At 66.4% G+C, this 17,089-nt stretch carries 13 protein-coding genes; 5 read left to right on the top strand and 8 right to left on the bottom strand.

Annotated features, from left to right (window positions below; all coding sequences use genetic code 11):
• Positions 1-697 precede the first annotated feature (697 nt).
• The 4 genes from G5C50_RS24485 to G5C50_RS24470 all read right to left on the bottom strand — a co-directional run bounded on the left by G5C50_RS24485 (position 698) and on the right by G5C50_RS24470 (position 6,593).
• On the bottom strand, positions 698-1,339 hold the full coding sequence (locus G5C50_RS24485) for an HAD family hydrolase (protein ID WP_165073597.1): 642 nt from the start codon (positions 1,337-1,339) through the stop codon (positions 698-700).
• Between the two features lie 3 nt (positions 1,340-1,342).
• Positions 1,343-2,269 carry a DUF1559 family PulG-like putative transporter gene (locus G5C50_RS24480; protein ID WP_165073596.1) on the bottom strand — a complete coding sequence of 309 codons (927 nt, stop codon included), beginning with the start codon at positions 2,267-2,269 and terminating at the stop codon, positions 1,343-1,345.
• A 238-nt stretch (positions 2,270-2,507) separates the two neighbouring features.
• A complete protein-coding gene (locus tag G5C50_RS24475; protein WP_165073595.1) occupies positions 2,508-4,673 on the bottom strand; it encodes an NHL repeat-containing protein in 2,166 nt (721 codons plus the stop codon).
• Positions 4,674-4,715: 42 nt separating this feature from the next.
• Positions 4,716-6,593 (bottom strand): SpoIVB peptidase S55 domain-containing protein, encoded by a 1,878-nt coding sequence (locus G5C50_RS24470; protein ID WP_165073594.1) that lies wholly within the window; start codon positions 6,591-6,593, stop codon positions 4,716-4,718.
• Positions 6,594-6,946: 353 nt separating this feature from the next.
• Between G5C50_RS24470 and G5C50_RS24465 the strand changes: the two genes are divergently transcribed.
• The 4 genes from G5C50_RS24465 (at position 6,947) to G5C50_RS24450 (ending at position 10,028) form a co-directional block, all read left to right on the top strand.
• Positions 6,947-8,305 carry a DUF1501 domain-containing protein gene (locus tag G5C50_RS24465; protein ID WP_165073593.1) on the top strand — a complete coding sequence of 453 codons (1,359 nt, stop codon included), beginning with the start codon at positions 6,947-6,949 and terminating at the stop codon, positions 8,303-8,305.
• A 148-nt stretch (positions 8,306-8,453) separates the two neighbouring features.
• Complete coding sequence (locus G5C50_RS24460; protein ID WP_165073592.1) at positions 8,454-8,771, top strand: hypothetical protein; 318 nt, start codon at positions 8,454-8,456, stop codon at positions 8,769-8,771.
• 3 nt (positions 8,772-8,774) lie between these two features.
• On the top strand, positions 8,775-9,119 hold the full coding sequence (locus G5C50_RS24455; protein WP_206107834.1) for a type II toxin-antitoxin system RelE/ParE family toxin: 345 nt from the start codon (positions 8,775-8,777) through the stop codon (positions 9,117-9,119).
• A 402-nt stretch (positions 9,120-9,521) separates the two neighbouring features.
• Positions 9,522-10,028, top strand: coding sequence for an AbfB domain-containing protein (locus G5C50_RS24450; RefSeq protein WP_165073591.1), 507 nt, complete (start codon positions 9,522-9,524; stop codon positions 10,026-10,028).
• Positions 10,029-10,185: 157 nt separating this feature from the next.
• On the opposite strand, the gene G5C50_RS24445 is transcribed toward G5C50_RS24450, so the two are convergent.
• Entirely contained in the window at positions 10,186-10,659 is a 474-nt protein-coding gene (locus G5C50_RS24445) for a hypothetical protein (protein ID WP_165073590.1), read from the bottom strand.
• Positions 10,660-10,714: 55 nt separating this feature from the next.
• A complete protein-coding gene (locus tag G5C50_RS24440; protein WP_165073589.1) occupies positions 10,715-12,172 on the bottom strand; it encodes a serine/threonine-protein kinase in 1,458 nt (485 codons plus the stop codon).
• Between the two features lie 363 nt (positions 12,173-12,535).
• Here G5C50_RS24440 and G5C50_RS24435 point away from each other — a divergent pair, with 363 nt between their 5' ends.
• Positions 12,536-13,921, top strand: a complete 1,386-nt coding sequence (locus tag G5C50_RS24435) for an RNA polymerase sigma factor (protein ID WP_165073588.1) — start codon at positions 12,536-12,538, stop codon at positions 13,919-13,921.
• 169 nt (positions 13,922-14,090) lie between these two features.
• Here the strand turns inward: G5C50_RS24435 and gnd are convergent, their stop codons facing one another.
• Positions 14,091-15,557, bottom strand: a complete 1,467-nt coding sequence (gene gnd / locus G5C50_RS24430) for a decarboxylating NADP(+)-dependent phosphogluconate dehydrogenase (RefSeq protein ID WP_206107833.1) — start codon at positions 15,555-15,557, stop codon at positions 14,091-14,093.
• A gap of 92 nt (positions 15,558-15,649) precedes the next feature.
• Positions 15,650-16,948: a diphosphate--fructose-6-phosphate 1-phosphotransferase gene (locus G5C50_RS24425; protein WP_165073587.1), complete on the bottom strand. Its 1,299-nt coding sequence runs from the start codon at positions 16,946-16,948 to the stop codon at positions 15,650-15,652.
• Between the last annotated feature and the right edge of the window lie 141 nt (positions 16,949-17,089).

Genomic DNA, 17,089 nt, shown 5'->3' with positions numbered 1-17,089 from the left:
AGACTCCCCCGGTTTGCGTTGAGGACTGGTCTCGGGTTTCCGCCGCGTTCCGTTGCGACGACCCTGACCCGTCCTCCCCTCTCATCAAGGTGATTCATTCGCACGCACGGGCCCGGCGCAAGGCGCGACGCCCTTCACCCCCGCCGGCCGCGAAGCGCGTCGCGTCCGCCCCTCGCGAGGCCGCCCGCTCCCGCACTCGACGTCGACTCATTCCGCAGGAGCCGCCCCGCATCGCAGCAGGACGAACTCCGTTTGTTTCAAAGCCCGGCCCGGCCCGCTTGGGACCTCAGCCGCGCCCTCGATCCCTCGCCGGCCCACCCGCCCTCGCGCCGAACGGCACCGAGAATGCAGATGCGGCACAGCACGATATAATGATTGGCTCCATGCACGCAGTCAATGATGGCTGTAAGGATTCCCTTCGTCAAGCCCCAATCTGAAATTCTTCGGCGGGATGTGGAATCGGAGGGGTGGATTCAGACGGATCGGGGCCGGCGCCACTGTTGGAATGGCGACTCATACGAGAGTCTGCCGCACCGAACGGGGATGTCAAAATCCGGAAGGGGCGGATGAGGCGGGGGGGTCGGACCTTCATCGGTCGTGGCGCGGAGAAGGGTCGATCGGCGCTTGCAAGACACGCGGGGCGAGGGGGTCGAGCCGATCCCGCACCCGCGCCGCGTTGTTGTTAAGAGAGTTGATTTCAGTTCGAGGGGCTGTCGGACGACGTCTCCACGCCGAGGGCTTGAAGGTCCCGCTTCAGGCCCGCGGGATCCTTGTAAACGACGCCCTGCAGCCCTGCCGCGCGGGCGCCCTCGATGTTCTCCGCGACGTCGTCGATGAAGACGCACGAGGCCGCCGGAACCCCGACGACCGCCGTGCAGGCGTCGAAAAACGCTCGCGACGGCTTCATGGCGCGGACCTCGTGCGAGAGCACGAAGTGGTCGAAGTGGTCGAGCGTCTCGCGGAACCGCCGACGGTAAAACGCCGCATGGATCGCGTTCGTGTTCGACCCCAGCAGGAGCGTGTAACCCTTCGCCTTCAACTCGACGACCAGCCGGGCGATGGGCTCGTTCAGTTCGAAGATGTCCTGCCAGTCCGAGACGAAGTCCTCATAAGAGAGGTCAAGCCCCACCTCACGCTGAACCTTGGCGGCGAAGTCCTCGGGCGTGAGATCCCCGGCCTCGAACTCGGCCAGGAGCGCACTCATCCCCTTCGATTCCACCAGCTCGTGAAACGCCGAGGCCGAGAGACCCAGCCGAGCGCCGAATCTCGCGTAGATCAGGCCGTAGTCGAAAAACCCCAGGACGTTGCCAAAGTCGAACATCACAATCGGCAGGCGCATGGTTCAATTCTCTGGTGCAGTGGGTTCGGGGCCGATCGAGCCGTAAGCTCGCCAGACCTCGGGGGCGATCGAAGGCGTGACGACGCGAGCCGAGCCGTCCAGCATCAGCAGGTTCAGCCCGGCGACGTGAGAGCTGGAAGCCGACATGTCCGAGGTGCGGCCGTCGGTCGCGACCTGAGAAACGTTGGCCCAGGGACGCTGGGCGTGGGTATAGAGCGTGTATCGGAAATCGGCGGGGATCCAGGTCGATCCCGCGTCGCCTCGCCAGGAGCCAGCCGCCCCGCTGGCACTCTCGCCAGAACCGACATGATCGACGACGACGTAGTTCTGTCGCGAGCGTTCGCGGCCTCCGTCGCCGAGGAGGCGTTCCGCGAACGCGGCGGTGAAGCTCAGGCCGTCCCGGCGCTCAACCTCCTTCAAGGTCGCGCCGCGACCCACAGCGAACGCGCCGTCCGTCCCGCCCAGGTCGGAACCGACGGACGCTCGATAGCTGACCGGCGACGAGAAACGCCTGGCCAGGGCCTCGACGTCGTTGGGACAGAAGAACCCCGCGACGGGGACGCTCCCCTCCGGCGTCGGCGCATGAAGTTCCGGCAGGTTCTTCATTTCGACGTTGATGCCGATGAAGTCGGCGACGCCCAGAGCGGCGAGCATCGTCTTCAACGGTCCTGGCGGGGCCTTATCCATCGGCTCATTCGCAGCGACGGGTAAGGACACTGTGGGCAGACCGCGAAAGGCGCCGTCGTAATAGGTCAGCGCCTGGCCGATCTGGGCCAGGTTGCGCTGGCAGATCGTCAGCCGGGCGGATTCGCGGGCGCGCGTCATCCCCATGATGATGAACAGGAACACGACCCCGACCAGGAAGAGGACGACGACGACGTCGGCCAGCGAAACGCCCCGGCGGGGTCGACGCGCGACGCCAATGGTCACGTGCCTTGTTGGGGCCTCGATGAGCGACGTCTTCCCCCCTGGAGGGGGAAGACAGACCGCGCAGCGGTCAGATGAGGGGGACGACCCCCGTCGGACACGTAACCGATGGTTGTTCCACATGCGACAGCGGTCGTCCCCCTCATCCGGCCCTTCGGGCCACCTTCCCCCTCCAGGGGGGAAGGCCGTTGTGGCGAGCCTCCGCGATTCAAGACGGTCAGCCAAAACGCAAGTCACGTCTTCAATCCTTCACGGTCAATAGGGCGTCGCCGGCGCCGACGTTGCCGGCGGCGTCGGTCGCGCGGATCATGAGCAGATGGACGCCCGGCTTGAGATCCGGGAACGTCAGTGCGGCCTTCTCGGCGGTCCCGTCGAACAGGCCATCCTCGGGGAAGGCTGAGGACCACGCGCCGCCGTCGACGGCGTACTCGGCCTTCACCAGCCGGGTCAGGTCGTCGGAGAGACTCACAACCGCCTTGCGGCCATCGGTGGAGATCGAGACCTTCGGGGCGTCGTGGTCGACGAGGAACGAGGCGCTTTCGCGTTCCCGAGTCAGGGCGTCCTCGGGGCTGTTCGAGGGACGGTCGCCGGCGATGAGCTTCACGCGATACCGCCCCGAAGGGAACGCGGTCGTATCCCACGAGTACGACTTCTCGGTGATCGGCGAGTCGGTCAGGTTGATCCAGGTCGGCCAACCCTCCTTGCGGACCTGCACGAGGTAGTTGAGGTCGTCGTCGTTCGGGTCGGTCACCTCCCACCGCACGTTCAGCTTCGCCTGCTTCGCCGCGCCGTCGGCCGAGGAGACGTCGGGGATGTCCAGTTTGTTGATTTCCGGGTGGAGGTTGGTCGAACGGTAGGCGACCGAGACCGAGCGAAGCTCGGGCGACTTCTTGGGATCCTTGGTTGCGAGCCTGGCCCGATACTGGACGAACCGGCCGACCGGAGCCTGAGCCTGGGCCTTGCTGGGGTCGGTCTGCTCGGGGGACCAGGGGGACCAGGTGCCGTCGGGCTCGCCGACGTTCCCCGTCCGAACCTGCAGGGCGATGGAGGTCCCCTCGGGGGTCTCTCCCTGCCACCCCAGGGCGCCGAACCGGCTGGGGAGCTTGGCGTCGAAGATGTCCGAGACCAGTTCCCCGTGATCGACGACGCTCGCGGAGAGCTTGACCACTGCGCCGGGGTCCCCTGCACCGATCAGGAGGTCGCCGCCGTCGGCGAGCAGCGAGAGGATCTGTCCGTTGTCGAGCTTGGCAAGAGGCGTATTCTCCGATTCCCCCTCGCGGACTTCGTAGAGGACTCCTTCCGGCCCCGTTCCGACGAGCAGACGGTCTTCGATGCGAGCCAAAGCGAAGATCAGGGCCTTGGCGCGGAAGACCTCGCGGACGACCCCCTCCCGGTCGATCCGGTAGACAGCGTTCTCTCCCGGCAGTGCCGGCTTGGGCGCGGCCGAGCCTCCGGCAGGGGCCTCTTTCGGCTTTCCCGCGACGGCGTCGACGGGCGGAGTCTGCGCCAGGGCGACGGCCCTCAACGGTCCGCCCGGCGTCTGGCTCCCCCCGGCGGTCGAGTCCTGCATCGAGAAAAGGTTAAGCCCGCTTGTCTTGCCCCCGGCCCCTTCAGCGGCGGTGCCGGCGTAAAGCGTACCGTCCGGAGCGACGAGCAGCGTTCGGATCTCGGACTGAGGCGCGTCGTAGAGGACCGTCGCCTTGCCGTCAGGGGCGATGCGGAAGATCAGCCCCTCGCCGTCGCTTCCCGCGAAGACCGAGCCGTCGGGTCCGACCGCGACGGAGAGCAGGTGAGCCGGCTTGGCGTCGTAGGCGAGCGACCACGCCCCCTCGGGGTTCCGCTTCCAGAGTTGCCCATTCGGGCCGGTGGCCGCGTACAGATTCCCCTTCGGATCGGCGGCGAGGTCCCAGATGTAAAGGACGCTCGGATCAGGCCGCGACGAGGGATGCGCCGGGTCGGTCAGGTCGACGACCTTGCCTGAGGGGCCGGTGCCGACGAAGACCCTGTCGCCGATCGTCGTCAGGCTGAGCGCCTGGCCGTCGGCGTCGTCCAGGACCATCTTCCAGGCCGGAGGCGAGACCTTGGGGTCGAGCCGGAAGACCTGGCCCGAGTCGCCCGTGGCGGCGTAGATCGAGCCGTCGCTGGCGCGGGCGAGGTCCCAGACGCGATCGGCGGCGAGGGCCGCAGTTGGCACGAGCGATCGGCCAAGGCGGACGCGGCCCTGGTCGGAGACGACGACGCCCTCACGATGGTGCTTGGCGAAAGCCGAGGCCGACTCCTGCCGCCAGGTTTCCAGCTTGGCGAAAAGCTCGATCGCGCCGGCCGCGGCGAAGGTCGCCGCGAACGTCGCGATCGTGATGAGCCTGGAGATCGTCCGACGCCGCCGCCTCTCAAGGAGTTCCGTCATGTCGACCCTCGTCGCTCGTTGAAGTCCGGGCGTCCAGCCCGGTCACTTCAACGATAACGAGAGCCCAGCGTCCTTGGCCACGGTGAACTGGAGCGTCTGGCTCCCCTCGACGACCCAGGGGGTCGCCGCCGCCTGGATCAGGTCGGAGCGGATCGCCTGGGCCGGGGCCTGCCGCTTGGAGCTGAACACGGCTCGGGCGCTGGCCGGCAGGTTGGGAAGCGCGGCGCCGTTGACGGCCAGGCCCTTATCGGGCGTCTGGACGTGGAGATAGACTTCCGTCCGCTTGGGCTGGGTCTGCATTTTGAGCGACGCGAGGATGCCGTCCAGGTCGCGAGGCTCGTTCAGCACCGGGTCGTTCTTGAACCGTCGCCGGGCGCTGTTGACCAGGTCGCAGACCAGAGCTTCATGATTCCCCTCCGGGAAGTCGTCGGGGATCTTCACGGCGGCCTCGACCACCTGGCGTTCGCCCTTGTAGGGCTTGAGGGTGACGTAGGCCCGCAGCGTGCCGCCAGGCTCGACGTTGTTCGACTGAAGCCGGACCGTCTCGATCGATGCGACCCTCCGGCCGTCCTCGATCTCCACGTCGCAGTCGATGGACTCGATTCGGACGGGAGCCATCGGGTTGCGGACCAGGATGTTCACGATCGATCCGAGCGGACCGAAGAGGGCCGACGCTCCCATCGATCCCGTGTAGCGAGGGCCGCTGAAGGTGTCGCGGAGGGTGACCGTCTCGCGCCCCTGGATCTTGACGTCGGCCCGGAAGTGGGCGGTCAACTCGTCGGGCAGGTTCCCCTCGGTGTCGATCGCGCTGGTGAGGACCGCCGTGACGAACGAGGAGACGAGCGACGGCTCGCGAACCATCTGGACTCGATACGTGCGAGCGTCGGCGTACTTGCCCGTCTTCACCCGCACGGACATCGGCAGCATGTCGGGCTTGGCGCCGATCCGGCCGGCGACCCCCGTGCTGACGTCGGCGTCGACCACGCCCACCACCTTCAGCGGCGAGCCCATCTTCATGCTCACGCTGGCGCGAGGGTAAACCGTGTGGATGTAGCCCGTCATCATCGGGAACGCGCAGTTGCCCAGGCTGAACATCGGATGGCCGAAGCCGTAGACCCGGTCCCCCTCAACGTGCGTCACCGTGCCGATGCCCGAGAGGTCGAAGTCCCCCATGACCATCGCGATGCTCAGGGGAGAACCCGGCTGGAACGGCTTGTCCCCCTCGCACTTCACCACCTCGTCGGCCGCGCGGCCGCCGGACATCGGGGCCATTCCCAGCGGTCGCAGGCTCGAATCGAGCATCGAAAGCGCCCGAGGGCTGAACCCCGAGGCGGCCAGCGGGGTGGCGATCGGGATCATCCCCGCCCCACCGCCGGAGACCCGCAGCGGCATCTCCAGACGGGACGGGTCGGCGTCCGGGGTCTCGATCTGATACGAGACCGACGCATGAATCGGAGCCGGCACGGCCTTGTCGAGGGCCTCCGCCGCCATCCGGCGATCGCTGGCGCGGACGTACTGCACCATCTGCTGGAAGGGGGTCACGCCGGCGATGGGGTCCTTGGCGAACTCCCAGGCGAAGGCCACCGCGCCGACGAGCTTGCCGTCGATGTAGATCGGGCTGCCGCTCATCCCCTGGATGATCCCGGCATGCTCCAGGTTGCAGCCGGTCAGGCGGCAGAGGATCATGTCGCGGCCCGGGCTGACGTCGCGCATCACGCCCAGAACCTCAGCGCCGAACTCCTCCAGCTTCGTGCCGACCATCACGGTCCGACCTATACCCTTCATCCCGGGTTTGAGGTCCTTCACGTCCCAGTACATGCGCGCGTCGGGCTCGTCGGCTCGGGACGTCGCGAACGACGCCGTCAGCCAAACAATCCCCAACAGCAGCACTCCGACTCGCCGGACCGTCATCGAACGCATGGCGCGGGTTCTCCCCGGGACAGGGTCGGTCGAAGGATCTCAGGCAGACGGGATCGAGCAAGAAGAGTGGACCCGAAGACCGCGTCGCGACGTTTCAGCAGCCGTCGACACCTCGCCAGCCGGGCGATTGCTCCATCCTGGATTCAGTCATATGAACTGTACGAGTTCTTCATCATCGCGTCAACGAATACTCCGCATCCCCTTTCATCGGTTTTCCCGATTGTCGCCTTCACCGTCCTTTGTTGCCCCCAGGCGACGCTCACCCCGCAAGATCGTCGCGATCCGCAGTCTCGTCAAGGTGGAGCATTGCATCGTGTTGGAGTATTGTTAAACTCCTGGCGGAGGCACCACCCATGTTGAGCAACTCGATGGCGAGCGGCGTGACGCGGCGATCGGTCCTGCGGGCGGGGGTTCTGGGGGCGTCCGGCCTTTGCCTGGCCGACCTCCTGCGAGCCCAGGCGGCTGGGGCCGTCGCGAAACGGGGGGCCGACGACCCTTCGGTCATCCTCGTCTGGCTCGACGGCGGTCCTCCACAACATGAGACGTACGACCCCAAGCCCGACGCCACCGCCGAGGTGCGCGGTCCGATCGGCTCGATCGCCTCGGCTGTTCCGGGCGTGCGAGTCTCGGAGCTGCTCCCCCGCCACGCGGCGATCCTGGACAAGGTCGCCCTGCTCCGCTCGGTCCACCACGACAACGACGACCACTTCACGGCCGCTCACTGGATGTTGACCGGCTACTCCGGTCCCAACGGAGTGAATCAGACGCCGGTGAACCCGTCGTTCGCGTCGATCCTGACGCGGTTGAAGGGGGTCAAGCGGCCGGGGATTCCTCCCTACGTCGGCCTGCCGAACACCCACACCGTGGGGTTGCCGATCGGCTACCACGGCGCGGCATACCTTGGGCGTACCTTCGACCCGTTCAACGCCGATGGCGACCCCAACAACCCGGCCTATCACGCGACCAGCCTGGACCTTCCCGCGGGCGTGGACGTCAGCCGGCTCGACTGCCGACACCAGTTGCTCTCGCGGTTCGACGCCGCCCGCGCCAGGATCGACAAGGCGGCGGCGTCCGGCGACCTCGATCGCTTCCAGGAAGCCGCGCTGGGGATGCTCAGCGGTCCCGAGGCCCGCGCCGCCTTCGACCTGGGCCAGGAGCCCGAAGTCCTGCGGGCGCGTTACGGCCGCCACACCTGGGGCCAGAGTGCGCTACTGGCGCGGAGGCTGGTGGAGGCCGGCGTGCGTTTCGTGACGCTCACGTTCGGCGGCTGGGACTGGCACTCCAGCATTGAGAAGGGGATGCACAACGTCTTGCCGGTGCTCGACGCCGCCGTCGCCACACTCATCGAGGACCTCAGCCAGCGGGGGTTGCTGGAGTCGACGATCGTCCTCGTCATGGGCGAGTTCGGCCGCTCCCCTCGGCTCAACACCGGCCTGCCGCAGGACCCGATCCCGGGCCGCGACCACAACGGCCGCTGCATGAGCGTGCTGGTCGCCGGCGGCGGCCTCGCGGCGGGCCGGACCATCGGCTCGTCCGACCCCCGCGGAGGGGCCCCGGCCGATCGCCCGGTCCGGCCACAGGACATCATCGCGACTCTATACGACCGCCTCGGCATCGATCCGGAAACCTCGTTCCAGGACCGCACAGGACGGCCGATCGCCATCGGCTCGACCGGCCTGGTGATCCCGGAACTGGCCGGCGGACTGGTCTGAGAGTCGCTCCCCGGAGGGCCGGAAACTGTTCCGAAGGCACCCATGATCTGCGTGAGTCCAGAAGGGGAAGGCTCCCCGAGGACGACGTCAAGCGTCTTGGGTCAAGATGCCGCGTGACGCGGTGGGTTCGAGGGGATATGATTCCGGCATGGCGACCGCATCCGACATTCCATCCCTGGACGTCCTGCTGGATTCGATCCTCGACCAGCTTCCCGCCGAGGCGGTGGCGTCGATCGCCGCGATGCGTCCCAGGGCCATCCGCAAGCGCGAGACGTTCGCCGACCAACTGGTGAGGATGGTTCAGATCAAGGCCAGGGCTCGCGTCCCCGAAGGGGAAGCCAAACCGCTCCCCGACGAACCCGAATTCAATGACCTGACCAAACAGACCATCCGGGATGCGAGGGCCGGCAAGAACCTCACACGCTATGCCGACCTCGACGAAGCGTTCGCCGACCTGGGGATCTGAATCGTGTCCAGGAAGCGAAAGGGCGAGCGACGCGGCCCCGAACCAACATCCTCGACCCCTCCCGAACCGCCCCCGCCTTTAACGCCGGTCTTCACCAGTCAGTTCAAGCGCGACATGAAGGTGTTGGCGAACCGAGGGTGGGACGTCGCCAAACTTCAAGCCGTCATGAGGACGATCGTCGGGTGCCAGCCCCTCGAACGTTCCCGCGTGGATCACCCGTTGCGCGGCGAGTGGAAAGGATGCCGCGATTGCCACGTCGAAGGCGATTGGGTTCTCATCTACGAAATCATCAACTCGGAAGCGATCTTCCACCGCACCGGGACGCACTTCGACGTGTTTGGACGATAGGCGTCCAACGTCGGTCTTATCGTGTCGTATCGGCGTCACGACCTTCCACGGGCCTTGCTGGGGAAGATGGCGAAGCGATTTCGAGAAATCAGACGGGACGAAAACACCCGAACTTACCCATCTCGCCGGTGAGATTAAGAGTGACCCCTTTGGGCCCTCCCTTTGGCCCCTCCATCTCGCCGGTGAGATTAAGAGTGACCCCTTTGGCCCCTCAGACCCCTTTGGCCCCTCAAATAAACAGGATTAACACCGATTTTACGCAATAAAACAGATCTGAAACCTATTTTTTCAACTTTTTAATTGACTTAGCCTCTGGCCGTGAATAACTTGGCTCTCACAGCGTGGTCTCAGTTCCCCCGGAGAGGCGCGGCATCTGACAAAGCCGTTATGGAGAGACTTGCGATGCGGATCATGTCACTTTCTGCCTTCACCTTGGCAATCATCGGCTTCTCCGGCATGACCTGCCATGCCCAAACCGTATCCTTCGAGGCAAGAAACGAATCTGGCTTCTTCATCCGTCATCAAAACGCCGTGGGCCGGATCTCGCAAATCAATTCGCCACTTGATGCCAAGGATGCGACGTTCAGGATCGTTCAAGGAGGGCTCGCCAATCGCGGAGGCGACTCCGTTTCGTTTGAATCAGTAAACTTTCCAGGCTTTTTCCTCCGCCACAAGAACTCCAAGATAGTTTTGGAACGAGGAGACAACACTGCCCAATTCGCCCAGGATGCCACCTTCGTGAAATCGCTCGGCCTGGATGGAGCGGGCGTTTCGTTCGAGGCGGTGAACTTCCCGGGCTTCTTTATCCGGCACAAAAACTTCGTACTTGAATTGAATGAAAATGACGGCAGTGCCTTATTCCGACGCGATGCGAGCTACGTGCAAGAGGCACCGCGAGCTCCCCAGTAATTGGATGCTCCTAGCCGGGTAGGGTCCCCTGTGCGGACCTGGTTACTCCACACGGCACGTATTCCCGGCCACAGTTCGGCATCGCGAGACCTGGCCTTCTAGATGGGTCCGCACTGCGGCCCCTACCCCTCTGGCGGGGACCAGGAGATGAACCGCGTCAGCCGTCGGCCGGCGGGGATTTATCGGAGGACGCCTCCCGCTCGCGGCGAGCAGCCTCGGCGACGGTTCGCAGGTGGCCTCGCAGCTCGTCGACGTGGTCGCGGAGCATCGCCCGGCGCTGGGCTCGGGCGTATTGCCAGGTGGCGACCCAATCCCAGAGGGCCACGAGCAGGGTCAGGACGATCAGGCTCAGGACGGCGAGCCAGACGACGACGAAGGCGACGTTCCCCTTGCCGGCGACCCTCGGATGCACCCACGATCCGGCGAACATCACCAGCGCGATGATCGCCAGACCGGTAACGCCCAGCCAGCGTCGCACGTTCTGGCGGTTGTAGAACGCCTCATCGGTTCCCGAGAGGTCGCCCCGCGCCCGATACTCGTACCACTGCCGTAGCCCCAGGAAGAGCGAGATCAGGGAGACCCCGACGGCCAACCCCTGGCAGGCGGATTGAAGCTGGGTCGCGGCTCCCATGAAGATGCAGGCTCCCTGGTGCGATCGGCTCGGCCCATCCCGTCGCGAGTGGACCTCAGTAGAGGTCCAGCCGCGTCATCTTGGCCTCGATCTTGTCGGAGTTGTGGGCGATCTCCAGGATCGCGTCGCGAAGCTCGCTCACCCGCATCCGGTCCCGGACGAAGGTCCGCGACATGACGAGCATCGGCGAGCCCAGCACGTAGCGGATCGAGAGGCTGCCGTAGGTCAGGCTGCTGTTGAGGGCCAGGGCGTAGCCGTAGTAGTTCGGGTCGGCCGGGCCGCAGACGGAGAAGACGGAGAGGTAACGCTCGTCCTTCCCCTCTTCGCCCTCGTTCACCTCGACCATGACCTCCTGGAGGCGGTCGCCGGGCTGTGGGAGCACGATCCGGAAGGTGTCGCGCGTCCCCTGGATGAAGGCGTCCACGCCCTGCAGGCTCTCGCGGACGATCCCCTCGGTGTCGCGAAGCTGGTGGATCAGGACCTGAATCGCGTCGCCGAGTTGTTCGGCCGTGGCGAACCGGTCGGCCGGCGCCTTGGACAGGCAGCGTTCAACGAGTTCGACCAGCCCCGGATGGACGCCCGGCAGGATCGCCTTCATATCCGGCACGGGCTCGCTCTGATGCAGGTTGATCAGATTCGCGATCCGGTCGGAGGTGAACGGCAGGCGGCCGGTCAGCAGGTAGTAGAACATCACGCCGACGGCGTAGATGTCCGACTGGGGGCTCGCCGGGGTGCCGCCGAAAAGCTCCGGCGCCATGAAGGTCGGCGTCCCCGCGAGCGGCTGATTGGCTCCGGAGAGCTTCGCCCGGGTCTGGGCCAACCCGAAGTCGGCCAGCTTGGCCTGGCCGTCGGCCGTCAGCAGGACGTTGGCCGGCTTGACGTCGCGATGGACCATCCCCGCCTGGTGGGCCGCGCCGAGCGCCGAGACCACCTGCCAGACGAGCCTTGCCGCCCGCTGGGCCTCGAACGGGCCCTCCTTCACGAGCGAGTCGCGAAGGCTGACGCTCCCCGGCACGTACTCCATCTCGATGAAGTGGAGGCCGGCGTCCGAGCCGAGGTTATGGATCGTGACGACCTGAGGGTGAACGAGATTGGCCGCCGACCGGGCCTCGGTCCAGAACTGGTCGCGAAGCATCGGCCGACGGGCGACCAGATGCGGGTCGATGATCTTGAGGGCGCAGGTGCGTTCCAGGCCCAGGTGCCAGGCCTTGAACACGCGGGCCATCGAGCCCCGTCCAAGGTCCTCGATGATGCGATACTGGGCGATCTTGCGACCGATCAGGCTCTCTGTCCATTCCGGCCCCGCGGCCGGCTCCGGGACCGTCTTCGGCCGGGGACGGGGACGGACGCCGTCCCGAGGAACGTGGAGGCGGGTGGCTTCCAGATCGACTCCAGAAGCGTTCGAGGGCGAAGGCGCGACTGCCCCGACGGCGACGTCAGCGACGGCCGCAGCGGCTCGGATGCGGTCGTCCATGACCGGCGCAGAGGTCACCGCGGAGGGACCTAATTTCATAAATCCAACAACCTATGGTTCAATCCAGTGGGTTCTCGCTACGCGTAGACACGCGCCGGAGACCCGGGGTTCCACCTAGTCGTTTTCTTCGACGAACGTCCGACGGTCGTTATCAGTCGGCATCGCAGGAATCCCCGCCGAGCCCTGGGCGTCGACGGTATCTACTTCGGGAACAACGACTTGCAGCATGGGGGTGTGATTCAAGCGCACTTCTAGATTCTATCCGCAGATCGACCTTTTTTCCAGTTCGCTCGAGGAATCTTCGGAATTCGCGTGGAATCACGGACTTTCCTGACGTGAGTGCACGGACCAGACCGCACTGGCAGAGGTGAAGCTCGGATCGTCCTGGAGAGGGTGTAACGGATGACGCGAACGATGGATTCGACAGGTGCGGCGCTGGAGGTCCTCTTCGAGAGGGGGTCGCTCGGCGACGACGGCGACGGCCGACTGCTCGATCGATTCGCGACGGCTCGCGATGAGGAGGCCGAGGCCGCGTTCCGCGTCCTGGTCGCCCGCCACGGGCCGATGGTCCTGGGCGTCTGCCGCCGCATCCTCGGCGACGAACACGACGCACAGGACGCCGCCCAGGCGGTCTTCCTGATCCTGGCTCGTCGCGCCGGGGCGATCCGGAGTCGCGAGTCGGCGGCCGGTTGGCTCTATCGCGTGGCCCGTCGCACGGCTTTGAGGTTGCGCAGGGAGACGGCGCGGCGCCGCGAGGTCGCCTGGAACGATGGCGCGGACGCTTCGTCGCCCGACGCTGCATCCCACGCCGAACGCACGGAGGCTCGCGACGGCATCCATCAGGAGCTGGATCGACTCCCTGAGCGTTACCGCTCCGCGCTGATCCTCTGCCACCTCGAAGGGCTGACCTGCGAGCAGGCGTCTCGGCGATTGCGATGCGCCGCGAGGACGGTGGAGACCCGGCTGCACCGCGGCCGGGCCCGCCTTCGCGAGCGGTTGCTCCGCCGCGGCCTGGCCCCGTCGCTCGTGCTGGCGGCCCTCGCCCGTGAGGCTTCGGCCGCACCGCCTTCCTCATGGGTCCAGGGGACGATCCGGGCTTCGCTCGCGTTCGCTCAAAGCCCTCGGTCCGTCGCGATCGCCCAGGCGACGGCGGCCGGCCCCCTTGCGTTAGGAGTCCTCAAAATGATGTCCATCCGACAGGCCGCGACGACCGTCGCCGCTTCCCTGGCCTTCGGCATCCTCGCCGCCGGCGGCCTCTGGGCCCACGGCGTGGCCCAGGACGCGCCGAAGCCGCCGCGAACGACGGCCCCGCAACCCCCGAAGAAGGCAGAGACGAAGGAACTCGCCCTGGACGACGGCAAGGACGCGGGCCGTCGGAGCATCGGCGGCTCGGGCCACGCCGTCCGATTCGAGGCGCCCAACGACGCCTCCACCCTCGTCAAGGTTAAGGTCCACGGCGCGCGCTACGGGACGCCCCGCCCTCCGCGCGAGGACTTCATCGTCTTCCTCTGCGACGACAAGTTTCAGAAGCTCGCCGAGTTCCCCTTCCGCTACGAGAAGTTCGAACGCGGCGACGCCAAGTGGGTCACGCTCGACGTCTCACCCACGAAGCTGCCGAAGACCTTCTACCTCGGCGTCGACTTCGACCCAGGACCGACGAAGGGAGTCTACGTCAGCCACGACGACAAGAAGTCGGACCGATCCGTCGTCGGCCTTCCGGGCGAGAAGCCCGAGCCCTTCGAGAAAGGGAACTGGATGATCCGCGCGGTCCTCGCGCCGGAATCGTGAGTCGAGAACGCCTCAAACCAAGCCGGTCCAAGGCCACTCTTATGTGGCCTTGGACCGGCTTGGGATCGTTGCCAGATCGTCATTGAACTCATGGTCACGCTCGCGTGGCCATGACGCCCGACTCGGCGCAGCCCCCGGGTAGAGTCGGCGGGGAGTTACGACATCAAGATCAGGCGTTGTACGTCGTCGAGGCGGTCGTGCCGCCGTGACCCGTCCAGTTGGTGTGGAAGAACTGGCCGCGGGGCTTGTCGGTCCGCTCGTAGGTGTGGGCGCCGAAGAAGTCGCGCTGGGCCTGGAGCAGGTTGGCGGGGAGGTCGGCGGAGCGGTAGCCGTCGAAGTACGACAGGGCCGAGGTCATCGCGGGCGCCGGCACGCCGTGCATGATCGCCGAGGCGCAGACCCGCCGCCAGCCTTCCTCGGCCCGGCTCACCTCCTGGGTGAAGAACGGGTCGATCAAGAGGTTCGACAGGTTCGGGTCGCGGTCGAAGGCTTCCTTGATTCGGCCGAGGAAGGCGCTCCGGATGATGCAGCCGCCCCGCCACATCATGGCGACGGCCCCGTTGTTGATCTCCCAGCCCGATTCCTTGGCCATCGCTCGCATCAGGGCGAAACCCTGGGCGTACGAGATGATCTTGCTGGCGTAGAGGGCCTGCTCGATGTCGTCGACCATCGTCTGGCGGTTGCCGTTGAACGACGTCGGGTGGACCTTCAGGATCTTCGACGCCGCGACCCTCTCATCCTTCTGAGCGGAGAGGGCTCGGGCGAAGACGGCCTCGGCGATGAGCGTCAGCGGCACGCCAGTGTCGCAAGCGTTGATCACCGTCCACTTGCCGGTCCCCTTCTGGCCGGCCGTGTCGAGGATCATGTCGACCATCGGCTTGCCGGTCTCGGCGTCCTTGTGGGCGAGGATGTCGCGGGTGATCTCGATCAGGTAGCTGTCGAGCGGCCCCTTGTTCCAGCGGTCGAACACGTCGTGCAGGGCGGCGGGCTCCATCCCCAGGAGCTTGCGCATCGTGAAGTAGGCTTCGCAGATGAGCTGCATGTCGCCGTACTCGATGCCGTTGTGCACCATCTTGACGTAGTGCCCAGCGCCCTCGGGGCCGACCCAGTCGCAGCAAGGCGTGCCGTCCGGGGCCTTGGCGGCGATCGCCTGGAAGATGGGCTTCACCAAAGGCCAGGCGTCCGGGTTGCCGCCCGGCATGATGGACGGGCCCTTGAGCGCGCCTTCCTCGCCGCCGGAAACGCCGGTGCCGACGAACAGGATCCCCTTCTCCTTCAGGGCCCGGGTGCGCCGGGTCGAGTCCGGGTAGTGGGAGTTGCCGCCGTCGATCAGGACGTCGCCCTTCTCGAGCAGCGGGACGAGTTCGTCGATGACCTGGTCGACCGGGTTGCCGGCCTTGACCATGATCATGATCTTGCGCGGCCGCTTGAGGTTGGCGACGAGTTCCTCGACCGAGTGCGTGCCGATGATCGTCTTGCCCTTGGCCCGGTCGGCCATGAAATCGTCGACCTTGGAGGTCGTCCGATTGAAGACGGCCACCGTGTACCCGTGGTTGGCCATGTTCAGCACCAGGTTCTCGCCCATCACGGCGAGGCCCACGAGCCCGATGTCGGCGGTCGGTTGAATGGCGGCCATGTGCTTACGTTTCCCAGTGTGCTAGGCGGTCAGGTCGGATCAGGTTCGATGCGCGAGCGGATGCGGCTCGCTCGGCCCCGGACGCCCCGGGGTCACTTCTTGTTGCGGTAAGTCTGCGGCACGTATTCGGCGAGCTTCTTGGGGGCGTAGACCTGAGCGAGCCGGGCGAACCGCGGCAGACCGCCGACGGTCGGCACGCTCACCCAGTCCTCGCCGATCAGGGGACGGGCGTAGTCGAGGAATTCGTCCGTCACGTCGATCCGGTTGGGGGCGATCCACTCTTTGGGGAAGAACCGCTCGGAGTTGGCGACCTTCTCCAGCGGCGCCTTGTCGAAGTGGACGTTGTAGGCCTTGCCGGAGCGGTCGCGGAGGATGGTGGCCATCCAGCCGTTCCCCTCCTTGATGGCGATCTCGACGGCGTGGCAGCCGACCCCGTACGCCTCGTCGAGGTCGACCGAGCTGGCGTAGGCGATCGAGTTCCGCTGGTCGGTCCCCGGCACCTGGCCGCGCGCCTTGCCCGGCACGGGGAACTTCAGGGTGTTCAGGTAGTTGACCACAACCTGCGCCACCGTCGTCTGGCTGGAGCTGAACTGGACGTGGCCGAAATTGTCCCGGACCGAGCCCACCTCGCCGACGTCGAAGCCCTCGCTCACCACGACGATGCAGCGCCCGTCCGATTCAAGCTGACGGATCACGTTCTCGCCGAGCTGTTCCAGAGTCAGGCCGGACTCGGTCAGGTAGATCTGGATCGGCAGCTTGCGCTCAGGGTCGGCGAGCCGCGCCGCGGCCGGGATGTAGCCGATCTTCCGGCCCATCGCCTGGATGACCAGCACGGGGTCGGCCGGGCAGGAGCCGGCGTTCTCCTCGTTGGCCTGGCTGACGTAATGGGCGTAGTAACGGGCAATCGAGCCGTAGCCCGGCGAGTGGTCCAGCAGCGTGAACCCGGCGTCGCCGAGATCGTTGTCGATCGTCTTGGGAACTCCCACGGCGACGAGGTCCAGGCCGGCGTCGTTGGCCAAAACACTGATCTTGTGCGCCGTGTCCTGCGAGTCGTTGCCGCCGATGTAGAAGAAGGTGCCGACGTCGTGGGCCTTGAGCACCTCGACGACGCGGGCGAAGTCCTCGTCTTGCCCCTTCTTCAGCTTGTACCGGCAGGTGCCGATGCTCCCCGCGGCCGGCGACGTCCGCAGCAGCGAGATCTCTTCCGCCGGGCTGGCGGAGAGGTCGAGCAACTCCTCCTTGAGCACCCCCTCGATGCCGAACCGGCCGCCGTAGACCTTGTTGAACGCCTCGGGATGCCGACGGCAGGTCTCGACGATGCCCCGGAGCGAGTTGTTGATGACGCAGGTCGGCCCGCCGGACTGGGCCACGACGACGTTGCGGGGAGGCATGGCGCGTTCGATCCTCTTCCAGCGCCGACGACCCTCGGAGATCCCAACCCCGACCGTCGACAAGCGCTCCCCCCGATTGCAACACGACGACGCCCCGCCGACAAGGCCCCGCCGCGGCCGAGCCCCCGCGGAGCCTCATGG

It is taken from the genome of Paludisphaera rhizosphaerae, assembly GCF_011065895.1.
GTDB classification, from domain to species: domain Bacteria; phylum Planctomycetota; class Planctomycetia; order Isosphaerales; family Isosphaeraceae; genus Paludisphaera; species Paludisphaera rhizosphaerae.
The sequence above is the reverse complement of the archived record's forward strand: the minus strand, read 5'-3'. Positions and strand labels throughout refer to the sequence as shown.

What these genes read in the sequence shown, in the direction of transcription:
- G5C50_RS24425 (WP_165073587.1), bottom strand. Translation starts at nt 16,948, where the DNA reads ATGCCTCCCCGCAACGTCGTCGTGGCCCAGTCCGGCGGGCCGACCTGC.
- G5C50_RS24450 (WP_165073591.1), top strand. Translation starts at nt 9,522, where the DNA reads ATGCGGATCATGTCACTTTCTGCCTTCACCTTGGCAATCATCGGCTTC.
- G5C50_RS24485 (WP_165073597.1), bottom strand. Translation starts at nt 1,339, where the DNA reads ATGCGCCTGCCGATTGTGATGTTCGACTTTGGCAACGTCCTGGGGTTT.
- G5C50_RS24445 (WP_165073590.1), bottom strand. Translation starts at nt 10,659, where the DNA reads ATGGGAGCCGCGACCCAGCTTCAATCCGCCTGCCAGGGGTTGGCCGTC.
- G5C50_RS24475 (WP_165073595.1), bottom strand. Translation starts at nt 4,673, where the DNA reads ATGACGGAACTCCTTGAGAGGCGGCGGCGTCGGACGATCTCCAGGCTC.
- G5C50_RS24435 (WP_165073588.1), top strand. Translation starts at nt 12,536, where the DNA reads ATGACGCGAACGATGGATTCGACAGGTGCGGCGCTGGAGGTCCTCTTC.
- G5C50_RS24465 (WP_165073593.1), top strand. Translation starts at nt 6,947, where the DNA reads ATGTTGAGCAACTCGATGGCGAGCGGCGTGACGCGGCGATCGGTCCTG.
- G5C50_RS24470 (WP_165073594.1), bottom strand. Translation starts at nt 6,593, where the DNA reads ATGCGTTCGATGACGGTCCGGCGAGTCGGAGTGCTGCTGTTGGGGATT.
- G5C50_RS24460 (WP_165073592.1), top strand. Translation starts at nt 8,454, where the DNA reads ATGGCGACCGCATCCGACATTCCATCCCTGGACGTCCTGCTGGATTCG.
- G5C50_RS24440 (WP_165073589.1), bottom strand. Translation starts at nt 12,172, where the DNA reads ATGAAATTAGGTCCCTCCGCGGTGACCTCTGCGCCGGTCATGGACGAC.
- gnd (WP_206107833.1), bottom strand. Translation starts at nt 15,557, where the DNA reads ATGGCCGCCATTCAACCGACCGCCGACATCGGGCTCGTGGGCCTCGCC.